Below are 14,758 nucleotides of genomic sequence, written 5' to 3' on the forward strand. Positions count from 1 at the left end.
TCGGGGAGCATTCTTGAGGTTTTGCGCCGGTAATTGCAGGTCTTGTCCCGCGACACTGTGTCTCCCAGCAAAGGAGATATATCATGCTTTCAATTACATTGGCGATGATGTGCGCGGGTTTCATGGTAGTCCCCGGTGCCATGGCTGTGACTGAAAACGGCGCATTGGTTCAGGGGCCCCGGTTTCATACCGAATTGGCTGCTGTCCAGGACGCAGTGGCTGTCTATAATCCCACATCGGTGGTCAGGGACATTGAATTCATGGGCGCCATATTTCTGCAGGAAATCAATGAGCAGATGTTATACGGTTACACGGTGGGCTCAGGAGGAGCCGGGCAGGATAAGGTCAGCGTGTCGATTCGGCTGCCTGAGCACAGTCGACTGGTAGCGTTCTGGCATACTCATGGTGCACACCACTGGACCCGGCGGTATTTTTCCGGAACAGATACCCGTCTGGCCAATGACTGGGAGGTGCCATTTTATCTGATGAATGCCGAAGGCGAGCTGCGCGTTTATCGCCCGGGCGATCCGGTTATGGGCAGACTGCAGTCGCGCCGTATGGGGTTGAGCGACAGTGGCGATGTGGCAGAAGGGCGGTTGCTGAGTTAGAGGTGCCCAGGGAGGATGTCAAGGGGACGGAGCTAACGCTCAGTCCCCGGTGAGTGGGGTGCTCAGAGTTCGCGAATTTTTATATTGCGGTATTTGACTACGTCGCCGTGATCCTGCAGACCAACGTGGCCTTGTTGCAGGGCGCCGAACTCATTGTGCTCACGAAATTTGCTGTCGCGCAGCATGGCAAACCATTCCACCGTCCAGCGCTCGTAGTGCAGCACGCGTTCTCCGTTGAGCCAGTGTTCCACAAACGGACCCCGGGAAATAATGCGAACCTCATTCCATTGCCCAAAAGGCCGCGCTGTCTTGGGTGAGATGGGCAGCAGATCATACAGGGAACCTGCCTGACGGTTGCCATTGACGCCGAGAAAGCTGTCAGGGTGGTTCTCGTCATCCAGCACCTGCATCTCCAGCGCTGACCAGTAGATGGCTTTGCTGGGCTGCTCCAGGATGTGATAGAAAATACCACTGTTGCCGCCTTCCTCGACCATCCATTCAAGCTGAAGCTCAAAATCACGGAAAATTCGTTTGCTTATGATGTCGCCGGTGGCCCGGCCATCGGCACGGGGTCGCAGCACCAGTGTTTCATCTTCAATCACCCAGCCTTCAGATGGGAAATGAGGGGCATTGTAAAGCCGCCATTCATCGGTGGAGCTTCCGTCGAACAGGGTGATCCATGAACCTTCGTCCTGGTCGTCTGAGTGGTCGTCTGCGTGATCATCAGCAGCAGCATAGTGACGCACGGGCGTAAACAAGATCATCCCGAACAGGGCAGTAACGAGGGTGAGCGTGGTAACAGGTTTCATGGTCCAGTCCTCATGGCTGTGGCGCGGTATCAGGATGAGAGTCCCAGAATTTTTCTGTTCAGTTCGGCGTCGGCGGCCTGGCCGGCAAAGTCGTCAAAGGCTTTGTCGGTCACCGTAATCATGTGATCCCGGATGAAGGGAGCACCTTCTGCGGCACCCTGTTCAGGGTGTTTGATACAACACTCCCATTCCAGCACAGCCCAGCCGTCGAAACCATGCTGACTCAGCTTGCTGAATATACCTCCAAAATCCACCTGGCCATCACCCAGGGAACGGAAGCGCCCGGGGCGATCTATCCAGTCCTGATAACCGCCGTAAATACCGCTGCGACCAGAAGGATTGAATTCGGCATCCTTGACATGAAACATGCCAATCTTGTCGTGGTAAATATCAATGAACTGCAGGTAGTCCATCTGCTGCAATACAAAATGGCTGGGATCAAACAGAATACGCGCGCGTGCATGATTGCCGCTGGCTTCCAGGAAGCGTTCGTAGGACACGCCATCATGCAGATCTTCGCCGGCATGGATTTCATAACAGACGTCGACGCCGTGCGTGTCGAACTCATCCAGAATGGGCAGCCAGCGCCGTGCCAACTCGGCAAAACCCTGTTCAACGAGGCCGGCAGGCCGCTGAGGCCATGGGTAGACGGTATGCCACATCAGTGCACCCGGAAAAGTCGCGTGCACATCAATGCCCAGGTGACGACTGGCCTTGGCTGCCATTTTGAGTTGATTCACCGCCCATTCAGTGCGGGCTGTCGGCTTGCCACGCAGGTGCTCAGGCGCAAAGCCGTCGAACATTTCATTGTAGGCCGGATGCACCGCAACCAGCTGACCCTGTAAATGTGTGCTTAATTCGGTGATCTCCAGGCCCCGCTCGGCAATTTTGCCCTGATACTCTTCGGCATAGGTTTTGCTCGCCGCCAGTTTCTCCAGGTCAATCAGCCGCGTGTCCCAGGTCGGAATCTGGATGCCTTTGTAGCCCAGCGACGATGCCCACTCGCAGATGTTGTCAATGGTATTAAACGGTGCCTTGTCATCAGCAAACTGGGCCAAAAAAATGCCAGGGCCCTTGATTGTCTTCAGAGTGCTCATAAAGTGATAGCCGTCCATTTTTGCGTGGATTTCGCTGACGCCTGCATTGCCGTGATAAATGCCATGCCGCGCAGACCTTCGTTTATGGAAGGGAAGTCGTAGCCGGTGGCGGACAATTCTGCAGGAGAAGGTGTGTCCCCGGCATTGCGCAGCCTGCGGGCAAAACTGCTGTAGATATTGGCAAATGCCTCGATAAAACCTTCCGGGTGCCCCGGCGGCAAACGGCAGTTGTTGGTCGCTGCAGCAGACAGATACGAGGCGCCACGGCGATAAATTTGTGGTGCCTGTTCATGCATCCTGAGCAGTAAAGAGTCTGCATCCTGATGAGACCATTCCAGCCCGCCCAGTTCCCCATAGACGCGGATGCTGAGGTTATTCTCTGCGCCGGTCGCCACCTGGGTTGCGATCAATGTGCCGGTGGCGCCACCGGCAAAGCGCAGCAGGGCGGCGGCATCATCATCGACTTGCCTGTCGTCGACCACGGTATTGAGTTCTGCGCACAGTTCCGTGATGAACAGGCCGCTGATATATTCGGCCAGATGCGCGGCGTGTGTGCCGATATCGCCTATGGCGCCGGCGCCGGCACGATCGGGATCTGTGCGCCATGACGCCTGTCGGTTGCCGTCCTGCTCAATCGGGTGGCTCAGCCAGCCTTGCGGATACTCCACCAGTATTTTACGGATGCGTCCCAGCTTGCCCGACGCTACCAGTTGTCGTGCTTCCTTCACCATGGGGTAACCGGCATAGGTATGGGTAAGGGCCAACTGGCAGCCGGTGGTCTGCATGACCTGCTGAATCTGTCTGGCTTCGTCCAGGGTTAACGCGAGAGGTTTGTCGACGATGACATGAAACCCATGCTGCATGGCTGCCATGGCGGGTGCGGCATGCAAATGATTGGGCGTTACAATAGCAACAGCCTGCATACGTTCAGCATCGGGGAGTGCCGCTTCCCGACGGAACATGTCGGTATAGGACTCATAACTTCGCGCTGAGGGCAGGCCCAGTGCGGCACCCGTATCGGCGCAGCTACGCGGGTTACTGCTGAACGCGCCGCAGACCAGTTCATAATGGCCGTCCAATGCGGCGGCTTTGCGGTGCACGGCACCGATAAAAGAGCCGCTGCCGCCGCCCACCATGCCGAGTTTCAGTTTGTTCATAGGGTTCTGGCCAGGCAAATTTGTGTATAAACTGTTTGCACAACTATTTTGCACAACTACTTGAACCACTGTAAGTGCGCAGAGACGTGTGAGCAGCGTGTCATAAAAATTCCGGATTCTGATAGTCGTTTCTTGTTAACATCAGAGTCTAGAACGAATGTAGTCGGCAAACAATAACAAGCAGACCGGGAAGCTACTTTATGAGTTCAGATCGATACGTTATTACCCGCCTCAGCGTGATGATGTTCCTGCAGTTCTTTGTCTGGGGGGCATTCTTTGTCACCATGGGCAGTTATCTGTTGTCTGTGTTCCAGGGCGAAACCGGCATTAACAGTATTATAGGTCAGGCTTATGCCACTCATAACTGGGCTGCATTACTGGCGCCACTGTTTGTAGGATTGCTGGCTGACCGCTACTTCAATGCCGAGCGTCTTAATGCTGTTTGCCAGCTCGCAGGTGCCGGGCTGTTGTGGTACGCCGCCTCCGTAAATGATCCGGGTACATTTATCTGGGTGATGTTCGTTTACTTTATGCTCTATATGCCGACCCTGGCGTTGGCCAATGCCATTGCGTTTTCCAATATCGCCAACCCGGAACGACAATTCCCCGCTATTCGGGTCTGGGGCACGATCGGCTGGATTGTGTCAGGTTTTGTGGTTGCGCAGACAATACTGGGTTGGGTGGAAATTCCGTTACTGCAGGTGATAACCGGCGTGGACAATGCGCAGGCGTCCAATGTGCCATTAAGAATGGCGGCGATTGTGTCGCTGTTTTATGGGGTATACAGCCTGACCTTGCCGGCCACACCGCCACAGGCTAAAGGTGAACGTTTCAGTCTCAGCAGAACCTTTGGTCTTGATGCCGTCAAATTGATGGCCGAGCGCAATTTTTTTATTTTTGCACTCAGCAGTTTTCTGATCAGTATACCTCTGGCATTTTATTATGCCCGCACCAACGACTTTGTGGCCGCCATGGCCTTTGGTGAACAGTCCGCTTCGTTCATGGCCATCGGGCAGATGAGCGAAGTGCTGTTCATGCTGCTGGTGCCGTTCTTCCTGATACGTTTTGGTTTCAAATGGATGCTGGTGGTCGCTATGGCGGCGTGGGCACTTCGCTACCTGGTATTTGCCAGTTTTCCTGAGTCTGCGGCGCTGTTGATTTTTGGCATTGCCTTGCACGGTATTTGTTATGACTTCTTTTTTGTCACCGGTCAGCTGTATGTGGACCGCAAGGCGCCGACGGCAATTCGCGCCAGCGCCCAGGGGCTGTTCGCACTGCTGACTTATGGCGCCGGCATGCTGGTCGGCAATTATATGCTGGGCTGGTGGGGCGACAGCATCGCACTGGACGGTTCGTCAATGGCAGGCTGGCAACAAAGTGCTTTTGCATTCTGGATCATGCCTGCAGCGCTGGCCCTGGCCATACTGCTGTTTTTTACCTTCACATTCAAAAGCGAGAAAGATCATGAGCCAGTCTCTTAACCGGCGTGAATTGTTAAAGCGGGCGGCGCTGAGTTCGCTGGCACTGGCGGCCGCGCCCACCGGAAGCGTGTCCGCTCAGGCGATGTCGCGGGATCAGGGCAGTTTTGTTGGCAGAGGCAATATAAAGCACTCAGTCGCACAATGGACGTATGACTTTCTGTCGCTGGAAGAACTTTGTCAGGTCGTCAACGAGATCGGGTTTTCCGCGATAGATCTGATTGGCCCTGAACAATGGCAGATATTAAAGAACCACAATATCGACTGCTCCATGTGCAATGGGGCCGAGATCAGTTTGACTGAAGGCTGGAACCGGCCCGACTATCATGGCAGATTGATTCAGAACTATACCTCACATATAGAATTAATGGCGCAGGCCGGCTACCGTAACCTGATCTGCTTCAGTGGCAACCGCGATGGCATGGACGACGAAAGCGGTCTGCAGCACTGTGCTGATGGTTTGAAGCAGATCATGGCCCTGGCTGAGCGGCACAATATTGTGGTTCATATGGAACTGTTCAACAGCAAGATTGATCACCCCGACTATATGTGTGACAGCTCGCAATGGGGTATTGCTTTGTGTGAACGTATCGGGTCACCCAATTTTAGATTGTTATACGATATCTATCACATGCAGGTACAGGAAGGGGATGTGATTCGCACAATCCGGGATCACCATCAATGGTTTGGTCACTACCATACCGCCGGTGTGCCGGGGCGCAATGAAATTGATGACAGCCAGGAGTTGTATTATCCGGCTATCATGAAGGCGATCCTGGCGACCGGTTTTGATGGTTACGTGGCGCAGGAGTTCATACCGCGTCGGGATGGCCCCGATGGTGTGCGCAGCGATGAGGCGCGAATTGCCTCACTGGCGCAGGCGGTGACGATCTGTGATGTCTGAATACCTCTTCCGGGTTTGAGCAGATTGTCAGCGCTGACTGAAAGCGGCGCACCCCCTCAGCCCCGGATCGGTGACGTTGACCATGGCCACTGGCACACGCTGGCACCAGCTGCTGAAACTGCCTTTGTCGGTAAATGCGGCAATAAATAACGCTTTATTAAATAAAGTGCCAAGTTTTTGCAACATGGCACCGGACAGGAAAAAACCACCGAGGCTGCCCATGTTTAATGCGATATCACCGCAAACGGCGCCCAGTATTCGGGAAAACTCGTCGAGACTTTGCTGCGCGATCTGATCGCCGTGCCGGGCGGCCGACACAATGTCGGCTGCTGACGTTGTGTCGGCGGATTTGCCCGTGTTCAGGACAAAAATGGCCGAATAGATATTGCCAAGGCCGGGTCCCGACAACAAATAGTCCGCGGTCACGCGCGGGTAGCTGTCCCATAAATGCACCAGAATGGCGAGTTGTCGCGGCGTCAGCGGCGCGAACGCGCATTGGCCGGGTTCGGACTCAAGCACTTCCCGACCCAGGGTCATGGTGGCGGCGCCAAAACCGGTGCCGGGACCGGCGATGCAACGGTTACCCTGTGACCAGTGGATGTCATCCGGGCCGACCGGCTGTATCCACGTGACATCAGCCTCGCGCAAACCAGGCAGACACCAGGCCTGCGCGGTGAAATCATTGATCGTGGTCACGGGCATGGCAAAAGCCTGTGTCAGCGCATGTTGGCTGAACTGCCAGTGGTTGTTGGTCAGCTTTATCATGTCCTGATCAGTTGCTGCCGCTACGGCCAGGCAGATGCGTTGCGGCTGTCGGCTCTGACAGCTTTGCAGGTAGGTGGTGATTGCCCCGTTTATATCATCAAAGTCCTGGCAGCGCAGTGATGTCACATTGCTGAGTACCTGATCAGGGCCGCTCAGTGCAAAGCGGGCGTTGGTTCCGCCGATATCGGCCACCAGCACCGTATCAGTGGTGGTTATTGGTTGCACTGCTGAAGTTGATGATGTACTGCCTGCCTGCATCCTGATGTCATCCGGGCTAAAAATTGCAACCTTTTTAGCGAGCCTGCGAAACACTGTCAAGTTCAACTCATCGGTACTCGCAGGCAACAGTCTGGCACGCTGGCTGTAGACAGCCGTCTTTGGGCGATATATGCTCAGGACTTCAATCATCCGGCCCGGATATCACCACCCCCGATACCCAGGCTTGTGCGAAAGACCTACAAAGTCTGAATGCACCCAGGAGACAGCCATGAGCAAGCCAGACCGCGTGTACGCGCCTGCGTACGACGGTATGTTCGACAAAATCGAACGTGCTGATCTGAACGAACTGCATTTCCGCCACGATAAATCCTCCGGCCTGCGTGCCATTATTGCTATCCACAATACCCGACTGGGTCCCGCTCTGGGTGGTTGTCGCTTCATTACCTATGACAGCGATGATGATGCCATAGAGGATGTGATCCGGCTCGCACGAGGTATGAGCTACAAAGCTGCCATCGCCAATGTACCGCAAGGCGGTGGCAAGGCGGTGATTCTTAAACCGCTGGAGCCGTTCGACCGACAGGAATTGTTCCAGGCCTTTGGCAGCTTTATCCATGATCTGGGCGGCCGCTACATCACAGCTGTAGACAGTGGCAGTCTGATCACAGACATGGATGAGGTGGCCTTGAATACACCGTATGTATCCGGAACCACCAGAGACGGTCACGATCCGTCACCGGTGACCGCGCTGGGTGTTTACGCCGGCATTTGTGCTGCCGTGCAGCATCAGCTGGGCAGGACGTCGCTCAAGGGTCTGCGCATTGCCGTGCAAGGCCTGGGAAACGTCGGGTATGCCCTGGCTGCTCTGTTACATAAGGATGGTGCCCGTCTGATCGTCAGCGATATTGATGAGCGGCGGGTACAGCGCTGCGTCAGCGAGTTTGGTGCCGAGGCGGTGGACAGTAACAGTATCTATGGAGTTGACTGTGATCTGTTTGCGCCCTGCGGTCTTGGCGGCGTTATCAATGCCAGGACCATTCCGCAGTTGCGCTGTTCGATTGTGGCCGGCGCTGCCAATAACCAGCTCAGCGATGACGGGCAAGGTGAGGTGCTGCACAAGAAGGGCATTCTGTATGCCCCGGACTATGTCATCAATGCCGGTGGACTGATTCAGGTGTCCTTGGGCTACCTGAAAAAACCAGCCAGTGAAATCAATCAGCGAACACTCGCCCTGGGAGGCACGCTGACGGATCTGTTTGAGCGCAGCCGCGCCGACAATGTTTCCCCCGAACAGATTGCCAATCGGGTGGCCGAATCTTTGTTGTTTGACTAGCAATTCGCTAGCTCAATCATTTTTGCGGCCACAGGGTCGCAGAGGAGCAGAGCATGTTCGATGATCTTGATCAGGCCCCCGGTAAACTCGGATTCATAGACGCCAGGGGCAAGTCAGTACGGACCTTGCCAGATGATATCGATGTTGCCTGGTTGCAGAAAAGTTATCAGCACATGGTGCGGATCAGGCAGCTGGATAAAAAAGCGGTTGCCCTGCAACGCACCGGGCAGATGCATACCTACCCGTCCTGTCTTGGGCAGGAAGCAATAGGTACGGGTATCGGCATGGCCATGCAAAATGAGGATGTGCTGGTACCGTACTATCGGGACCAGGCTACTCAGGCGATACGGGGTGTCAGGCTGGAGCAGATCCTGCAGGTATGGGGCGGTGATGAACGAGGCAACCTGTTTGAGGGCGTAGCGGCCCGGGATTTTCCCAATAGTGTACCGATTGGCACACAAATGAGTCATGCCGCCGGCATAGCGGCAGCGATGAAGAGTCGGGGTATTCGCCAGGCGGTGGTTGCCAATTGTGGTGATGGTGCCACGTCACGCGGTGATGTGTATGAAGCGCTGAACCTGGTCGGTGTCTGGCAGTTGCCCATGGTAGCGGTGGTCAATAACAATCAATGGGCCATTTCGGTGCCGCGCAGCCTGCAGACTGCGACCCGGACCCTGGCGGAAAAAGCGCTGGCGGTCGGCATTGAAGGGGTGCAGGTAGACGGCAATGATGTGGTGGCCGTGTATCAGGCTGTCCGCAGCGCCCTGGCAAGAGCGCGCTGCGGCAAGGGCGGTACCTTGATCGAAGCAGTCAGCTACCGCCTGAGCGACCATACCACGGCTGATGATGCAACCCGTTACCGAGAGGCCAGCGAGGTGAATAAAGCCTGGGACTTTGATCCGGTCAAACGCCTGCAGACCTATATGCATGATCTCGGGCAATGGACGCCCGCGCAGGAGCAGGCCTTGCTTGTGGCAGTGAAGCAGGAAGTGGATGCAGCGGTAACTGCCTATCTGAAGACACCGCCCCAGGCGGCTGACGATTTCATGGCTTATGTTTTTGCCAACATGACACCGCCTTTGCTGGCACAACGTGAACATTTGCTGGCCCGTCTGGAACGTGACAATGCCGCGCAGGGAGGGAAACATCATGACAGTTGAATCTGCAACCAGGTCTGTCAGTCGGCCCGGAAAAAAGCCCTCAGATTCAAAAGCTACGAAAGATGCAGAGGCAACCAAGCGCGACAATGTGCATGTAGTAACCATGGTGGAGGCTGTAAATCTGGCCTTGCGTCGTGCGCTGAATGATGACCCCGATGTTGTGGTATTGGGTGAAGATATCGGTATCAACGGTGGCGTATTTCGTGCCACGCTGGGTCTGCGTGAGACCTTTGGTTATAAGCGCGTTATTGATACCCCGCTGGCCGAGGCCTTGATTGCGGGCATTTCCGTCGGCATGGCCAGTCAGGGCATGCGCCCCGTCGCGGAGATTCAGTTCATGGGGTTTATCAATTCCACCGTAGAACAGATGCTGAGTCATGCCGGGCGTTTGCGCAATCGTACCCGGGGCCGGCTCAGCTGTCCCATGGTGTTGCGGGCACCGTTTGGTGGTGGCATTCACGCACCCGAACATCATTCGGAAAGCACTGAGGCCATGTTTGCCCACATGCCCGGTTTGCGTGTGGTCATACCCTCATCACCGACCAGGGCTTACGGTCTGCTGCTGTCAGCCATTCAGGACCCCGACCCGGTTGTGTTTCTGGAACCAAAACGCATTTATCGAATGGTGCGGCAACAGATTACAGATGATGGCCAGGGCCTGCCGCTGGACACCTGCTTCACTTTGCGCCAGGGCAAGGATCTGACGCTGGTGTCATGGGGCGCCATGATTCATGAGACCCTGCTGGCGGCTAAAGAGCTTGAACAGCAGGGCGTGGATGCAGAGGTCATTGATGTTGCCACCATCAGTCCGCTTGATATGGACACCATACGCCGATCAGTGGAAAAGACCGGCCGCTGTGTGGTCATTCAGGAGGCGCCACGCAGTTTTGGTGTGGGTTCGGAAATCAGCGCGCGAATTGCTGAAGAAGCGTTATTGTATTTGCGTGCACCGGTCCAGCGTGTGACCGGCTACGATACCCCCATGCCGTACCCACAAAACGAATCCCTGTACATGCCGTCGACCCGCGATATTGTCGAAGCGGCCAGGGTGACACTGGACAATGCATAAGGAGCTGGCATGAGATACTTCAAACTGCCCGATCTCGGCGAGGGTCTGCAGGAAGCCGAAATTGTAGAGTGGCATATCAAGGCCGGTGATACTGTCGCGGAAGATCAGGTGATTCTGTCGGTAGAAACTGCCAAAGCCATTGTTGATGTACCATCGCCATGCGCGGGTAAAATTCTGACCCTGTTTGGTGACGCAGGTGACCAGGTGCATGTTGGTGAACCGTTGCTGGAGTATGCGGATGCGCAGGATGACGACAGTGGCACAGTTGTTGGTAAAGTAAAAACCGGTAGCCGGGAAGTTGAAACCGAAGACTTTATTATTGGCAGCCCGGAGCAGAATGTTTCTGTGCAGGCGGGTAGCCGCAACAGTGACCGGATACTCGCCACACCGCTGATCAAGGCACTGGCCAAACGCCTGGATGTTGATCTGACCCAGGTGGCAGGGTCGGGCACTCACGGACTGATCACGGCCGATGACGTGGAAAAGGCAGCGCAGGTGCGTGATGACTTTGGTACAGCACATACATTGAAGGGCGTGCGCCGGGTCATGGCCAAAAATATGGCACGGGCGCATTCCGAAGTTGTGGGTGTCACGTTATACGATGACGTTGATATTCATGCCTGGAAAAAGGGTGAGGATCCGACCATGCGCCTGGTACGCGCCATCGGTGTTGCCTGTAAGGAGGCGCCACAACTCAACGCCTGGTTTGATGGCAACAATTTGTCTCTGCGCCTGATCGAGCGGGTTGATCTGGGTATTGCTGTGGATACGCCTGACGGCTTGTTTGTGCCTGTGCTTCGGGATATTTCCGGACGTTCGGTAAAGGATTTGCGCAAGGGCCTGGACAATCTGCGTGAGGCCGTCAAATCCCGCAAAATACCACCGCAGGAGATGAGCGGGGCCACCATTACCTTATCGAACTTCGGTACGATTGCCGGACGTTACGCCAATCCGGTCATTGTGCCGCCAACGGTCGCCATTCTGGGTGCTGGCCGCATGCGTGACGAGGTCGTGGCGGTTGATGGTAAACCGCTGGTTCATCGCATGCTGCCGCTGTCACTTACCTTCGATCACCGCGCGGCGAGCGGCGGTGAAGCGGCGCGTTTTCTGGCCATTGTGATGCGGGATCTGGCCCAGACCTGAATACGGGCTTGGTCATCCGCCTGTGCGGGGTGGCGCGTCAGTGGCAGATAGGCTAGTGTGATTGTCTGTACTTGACTAACTAGAGCGACCGCCAGATGAACACTGTTTTGCTGTGGGCAAACATTCTGCTGATATTCGCCTGTCTGTTGCCACTTTCGCGTAATGAACATTGGCTGATACGGTCGCTGGATTTCCCTCGCCTGCAATTTTCCGTGGCCCTGCTGATCATGGTGGCCGCAGACCTGGTCGTACTGGATTTGACCCGGGGCTGGACCTGGGCGCTTATGGCAGCGCTGCTTTTTTGTCTGTGTCTCCAGGCATGGTGGATCTTGCCCTATGGCCCCTGGCATAAAAAGGAGGTCGGCGATGCCCGGTCGCCAGATCCTGACAACACACTAAGCCTGATCACAGCAAATGTACTGACCACCAATCGCGATGCTGAAGCGCTGATAGCGCAGGTGCGCGCATTCAAGCCTGATATTCTGGTGACCCTTGAGTCGGACAGCTGGTGGCAGCAAAAACTGGATGCCCTGGAAACTGACTACCCCTACAGCATCAAGTGTCCGCTGGACAATCTGTACGGCATGCACGTCTATTCCCGCCTGCCGTTAGTGAATGCCCGCACGGAATATCTTGTGGAAGAAGACGTTCCGTCCATGTACGCGGATGTCGTGTTGCCATCCGGGCAACGGGTTCAGGCGCATTTTCTGCACCCGGCGCCGCCCAGCCCTACCGAGAATGCGACTTCGGGGCCACGCGACAAGGAACTTGTGCTCGTTGCGCGGTTGGCCGATGGTGCGGGCGGGCCGCGTCTGGTAACCGGTGACCTCAATGATGTTGCCTGGTCGGAAACCACGAGGTTGTTTCGTAAAATCAGCGGCTTGCTTGACCCGCGTGTTGGTCGGGGCATGTTCAACAGTTTTCATACAAAATACTGGTTCTGCCGCTGGCCGCTGGACCATCTGTTTATCAGTCACCACTTTACACTGTCCGGGATGCAGCGACTGGCACCTTACGGTTCGGATCATTTTGCCATTTTTGCCGAGATTGTGTTTGTCGCGGAAAACGGGCAAAAGGATAACGGGCTGGAAGCGGACAGCGACGACAAATCCATGGCACGGGATAAAATTTCATAATCCGTTAAATCTTTATCAGTATCCGGCAGCATAAACCCACTCTGCGTGCTTAAATCGCGTTCAATGACAACACAAGGCGACAACGGGATAACGAATCAGAGAGAGTCAGCTACATGCTTCATCGTAATGTTCTTTTTATTTGCAATAATTTAAAAATGGCTGTTTTGGTGCTGGCCGGGATGCTCTGGATTGATGCTCATGCCAGTGGCGATTTTGCTTTGCTCGATCAGCACGGGCAGTTTCATCAATTGAGCCGGTACGCAGAACACGATGCTGTGGTGATGCTGGTTATGGCGGACAACGATGACACATCGATGCGCGCAGCGTCGGCACTGCGACAGATTCAGCAACAACTGAAGCAGCAATCGAGCGATGTCAGGGTACTGTTTTTCCTGTTATATGCCGGGACTGACCCTGACCGGATGGCTGTGCAATCAATGGCAGCGGCGCAAAATGTCGACATCCCGGTATTGATTGATGAGGCCCAGATTGTCTTGACGACGCTGTCGGCCCGACATCTTGGTGAGGTGTTTGTATTTGACCCGGGCTCGCAGGATGTTCTGTACCGAAGCGCTCTTGGCGCGACGGGCAACATCGGTGAAGAGCAGGCGGAGCATCTGCAGAACGCGCTGAGGGAGATTCTTGTCGGCGACAGCGTTACCGCGGATACGATGGTGGCTTCCGGCGCCGAAATTGACTATCACTTTCGGCGTCAGTTGCAGGCGCAACCGGTCTCCTACCAGCACGATATAGCGCCGTTGTTGCAGCGCAGGTGCGCGCACTGCCATGTTGAGCAAGGCCTGGCGCCCTGGGCAATGAACCGGCATCTGATGGTACTGGGATGGAGCCCGATGATGCGTGAGGTGGTGATGACCCGGCGTATGCCGCCAGGTCAGATTGACGGGGCCATCGGGGACTGGCAGCAGACGCACGAACTGCCACCGGAAGAGCTGGCCATGTTAATACACTGGATTGATCAGGGCGCCCCTCAGGGTGGCGACATTGACCCGCTTGCTGAGCCTGTGCCGGAACAGGATATCTGGCCGCTGGGCGAGCCAGATCTGATTGTTGAGGTGCCTGCACAGGCATTGCCGGCCACAGGCGTGGTGGATTTTCTGTTGGAGAGTGCAGACTTGTCGCTCCCTGAAGACAAATGGTTGAGAGCAGTCGCATACGACGTTGGCGACAAAAGTGTGCTGCACAGCCTGATGATCTACGCACGTGATGCAGCGGCTCCAATCGAAGCGGACGCAGACCTGATTGACCCCGTTGTGTCGGAGTACGTCAGCATATTTGTGCCGGGTGAGCGGGTCGATGCATTTCCGGATGGCTCCGCTTATTTGCTTGAAACCAACCGGAATCTGGCGTTCAAGATTCGATATCTGACGTCCGGTCGTGAGACGGTGGATCGCACTCGTATAGGCCTTTATTTTCAGGACCAGGCACCCGGGATGACGGTTGACAGTATTGTCATCGCTAATCAGGCCATCAATATTCCTGCCGGAGCTGCTGAACATCGGGAGATGGCGCAGAGCAAAACACTGGACGCCGATGTTTACCTGAGCAGTTTTTCGCCGCATGCACACGGGCGTGCCAAAAGCATGCAGATGACAGCGATTTATCCCGATGGTGAGCGTGAACTGATCGCGAATGTGGCCAATTACAACTTCAATTGGCAGCTCACTTATCGCTTGCAGCAACCCATGCTGCTACCGGCGGGTACCCGCCTGGAAGCGGAAACAGTCTACGACAACTCACTGGCCAACCCGCTTAATGCCGACCCGGACGTGTCCGTGCAATGGGGCTTGAGCGATCAGGATGAAATGTTTAACCACTATGTGCGTATTCTGCGCCCACGCTGATGGCTCTCCGTGTCCACG

Annotated in this window: 13 protein-coding genes; 9 read left to right on the forward strand and 4 right to left on the reverse strand. The window is 55.5% G+C overall.

Features of this window, described 5'->3' with window-relative positions; translation table 11 throughout:
- The first annotated feature begins 83 nt into the window (after positions 1-83).
- Complete coding sequence (locus tag WD071_RS00630) at positions 84-608, forward strand: DUF4329 domain-containing protein (RefSeq protein ID WP_368046344.1); 525 nt, start codon at positions 84-86, stop codon at positions 606-608.
- Between the two features lie 62 nt (positions 609-670).
- Here the strand turns inward: WD071_RS00630 and WD071_RS00635 are convergent, their stop codons facing one another.
- From WD071_RS00635 to WD071_RS00645, 3 genes are read right to left on the reverse strand one after another with little or no spacing between them, the layout of a single operon-like run.
- Entirely contained in the window at positions 671-1,417 is a 747-nt protein-coding gene (locus WD071_RS00635) for a DUF1080 domain-containing protein (protein ID WP_368046345.1), read from the reverse strand.
- A 29-nt stretch (positions 1,418-1,446) separates the two neighbouring features.
- On the reverse strand, positions 1,447-2,514 hold the full coding sequence (locus WD071_RS00640) for a sugar phosphate isomerase/epimerase family protein (RefSeq protein WP_368046346.1): 1,068 nt from the start codon (positions 2,512-2,514) through the stop codon (positions 1,447-1,449).
- Positions 2,511-3,671, reverse strand: a complete 1,161-nt coding sequence (locus tag WD071_RS00645; protein ID WP_368046347.1) for a Gfo/Idh/MocA family protein — start codon at positions 3,669-3,671, stop codon at positions 2,511-2,513. Before WD071_RS00645 ends, WD071_RS00640 begins: the two co-directional genes overlap by 4 nt.
- A gap of 200 nt (positions 3,672-3,871) precedes the next feature.
- Here WD071_RS00645 and WD071_RS00650 point away from each other — a divergent pair, with 200 nt between their 5' ends.
- Both WD071_RS00650 and WD071_RS00655 read left to right on the forward strand, forming a co-directional pair.
- Positions 3,872-5,152 (forward strand): MFS transporter, encoded by a 1,281-nt coding sequence (locus tag WD071_RS00650; RefSeq protein WP_368046349.1) that lies wholly within the window; start codon positions 3,872-3,874, stop codon positions 5,150-5,152.
- On the forward strand, positions 5,136-6,053 hold the full coding sequence (locus WD071_RS00655; RefSeq protein ID WP_368046350.1) for a hydroxypyruvate isomerase family protein: 918 nt from the start codon (positions 5,136-5,138) through the stop codon (positions 6,051-6,053). The genes WD071_RS00650 and WD071_RS00655 overlap by 17 nt, the downstream gene beginning before the upstream one ends.
- 27 nt (positions 6,054-6,080) lie before the next feature.
- Here the strand turns inward: WD071_RS00655 and WD071_RS00660 are convergent, their stop codons facing one another.
- Positions 6,081-7,043 (reverse strand): glucokinase, encoded by a 963-nt coding sequence (locus WD071_RS00660; protein ID WP_368046352.1) that lies wholly within the window; start codon positions 7,041-7,043, stop codon positions 6,081-6,083.
- A gap of 304 nt (positions 7,044-7,347) precedes the next feature.
- Here WD071_RS00660 and WD071_RS00665 point away from each other — a divergent pair, with 304 nt between their 5' ends.
- The 6 genes from WD071_RS00665 to WD071_RS00690 all read left to right on the forward strand — a co-directional run bounded on the left by WD071_RS00665 (position 7,348) and on the right by WD071_RS00690 (position 14,740).
- The gene (locus WD071_RS00665; protein WP_368046678.1) at positions 7,348-8,370 is read left to right on the forward strand and encodes a Glu/Leu/Phe/Val dehydrogenase dimerization domain-containing protein; all 1,023 of its coding nucleotides are present in this window, start codon (positions 7,348-7,350) and stop codon (positions 8,368-8,370) included.
- Positions 8,371-8,423: 53 nt separating this feature from the next.
- Positions 8,424-9,530: a pyruvate dehydrogenase (acetyl-transferring) E1 component subunit alpha gene (gene pdhA / locus WD071_RS00670; RefSeq protein ID WP_368046353.1), complete on the forward strand. Its 1,107-nt coding sequence runs from the start codon at positions 8,424-8,426 to the stop codon at positions 9,528-9,530.
- A 103-nt stretch (positions 9,531-9,633) separates the two neighbouring features.
- Positions 9,634-10,599 carry an alpha-ketoacid dehydrogenase subunit beta gene (locus WD071_RS00675; protein ID WP_368046679.1) on the forward strand — a complete coding sequence of 322 codons (966 nt, stop codon included), beginning with the start codon at positions 9,634-9,636 and terminating at the stop codon, positions 10,597-10,599.
- A gap of 9 nt (positions 10,600-10,608) precedes the next feature.
- Positions 10,609-11,742, forward strand: coding sequence for a dihydrolipoamide acetyltransferase family protein (locus WD071_RS00680; protein ID WP_368046354.1), 1,134 nt, complete (start codon positions 10,609-10,611; stop codon positions 11,740-11,742).
- Positions 11,743-11,837: 95 nt separating this feature from the next.
- Positions 11,838-12,878, forward strand: coding sequence for an endonuclease/exonuclease/phosphatase family protein (locus tag WD071_RS00685; RefSeq protein WP_368046355.1), 1,041 nt, complete (start codon positions 11,838-11,840; stop codon positions 12,876-12,878).
- Between the two features lie 155 nt (positions 12,879-13,033).
- Entirely contained in the window at positions 13,034-14,740 is a 1,707-nt protein-coding gene (locus WD071_RS00690; protein WP_368046356.1) for a hypothetical protein, read from the forward strand.
- Positions 14,741-14,758 lie beyond the last annotated feature (18 nt).

Origin of the sequence: Pseudohongiella sp. (assembly GCF_040877505.1) — a bacterium.
GTDB lineage: Bacteria > Pseudomonadota > Gammaproteobacteria > Pseudomonadales > Pseudohongiellaceae > Pseudohongiella.

Excerpts from the sequence above, each read along its gene's own strand:
- WD071_RS00645 (WP_368046347.1), bottom strand. The coding sequence starts at position 3,671 with ATGAACAAACTGAAACTCGGCATGGTGGGCGGCGGCAGCGGCTCTTTT.
- WD071_RS00640 (WP_368046346.1), bottom strand. The coding sequence starts at position 2,514 with ATGAGCACTCTGAAGACAATCAAGGGCCCTGGCATTTTTTTGGCCCAG.
- WD071_RS00685 (WP_368046355.1), top strand. The coding sequence starts at position 11,838 with ATGAACACTGTTTTGCTGTGGGCAAACATTCTGCTGATATTCGCCTGT.
- pdhA (WP_368046353.1), top strand. The coding sequence starts at position 8,424 with ATGTTCGATGATCTTGATCAGGCCCCCGGTAAACTCGGATTCATAGAC.
- WD071_RS00680 (WP_368046354.1), top strand. The coding sequence starts at position 10,609 with ATGAGATACTTCAAACTGCCCGATCTCGGCGAGGGTCTGCAGGAAGCC.
- WD071_RS00690 (WP_368046356.1), top strand. The coding sequence starts at position 13,034 with ATGGCTGTTTTGGTGCTGGCCGGGATGCTCTGGATTGATGCTCATGCC.
- WD071_RS00675 (WP_368046679.1), top strand. The coding sequence starts at position 9,634 with ATGGTGGAGGCTGTAAATCTGGCCTTGCGTCGTGCGCTGAATGATGAC.
- WD071_RS00665 (WP_368046678.1), top strand. The coding sequence starts at position 7,348 with ATGTTCGACAAAATCGAACGTGCTGATCTGAACGAACTGCATTTCCGC.
- WD071_RS00655 (WP_368046350.1), top strand. The coding sequence starts at position 5,136 with ATGAGCCAGTCTCTTAACCGGCGTGAATTGTTAAAGCGGGCGGCGCTG.
- WD071_RS00635 (WP_368046345.1), bottom strand. The coding sequence starts at position 1,417 with ATGAAACCTGTTACCACGCTCACCCTCGTTACTGCCCTGTTCGGGATG.
- WD071_RS00650 (WP_368046349.1), top strand. The coding sequence starts at position 3,872 with ATGAGTTCAGATCGATACGTTATTACCCGCCTCAGCGTGATGATGTTC.
- WD071_RS00630 (WP_368046344.1), top strand. The coding sequence starts at position 84 with ATGCTTTCAATTACATTGGCGATGATGTGCGCGGGTTTCATGGTAGTC.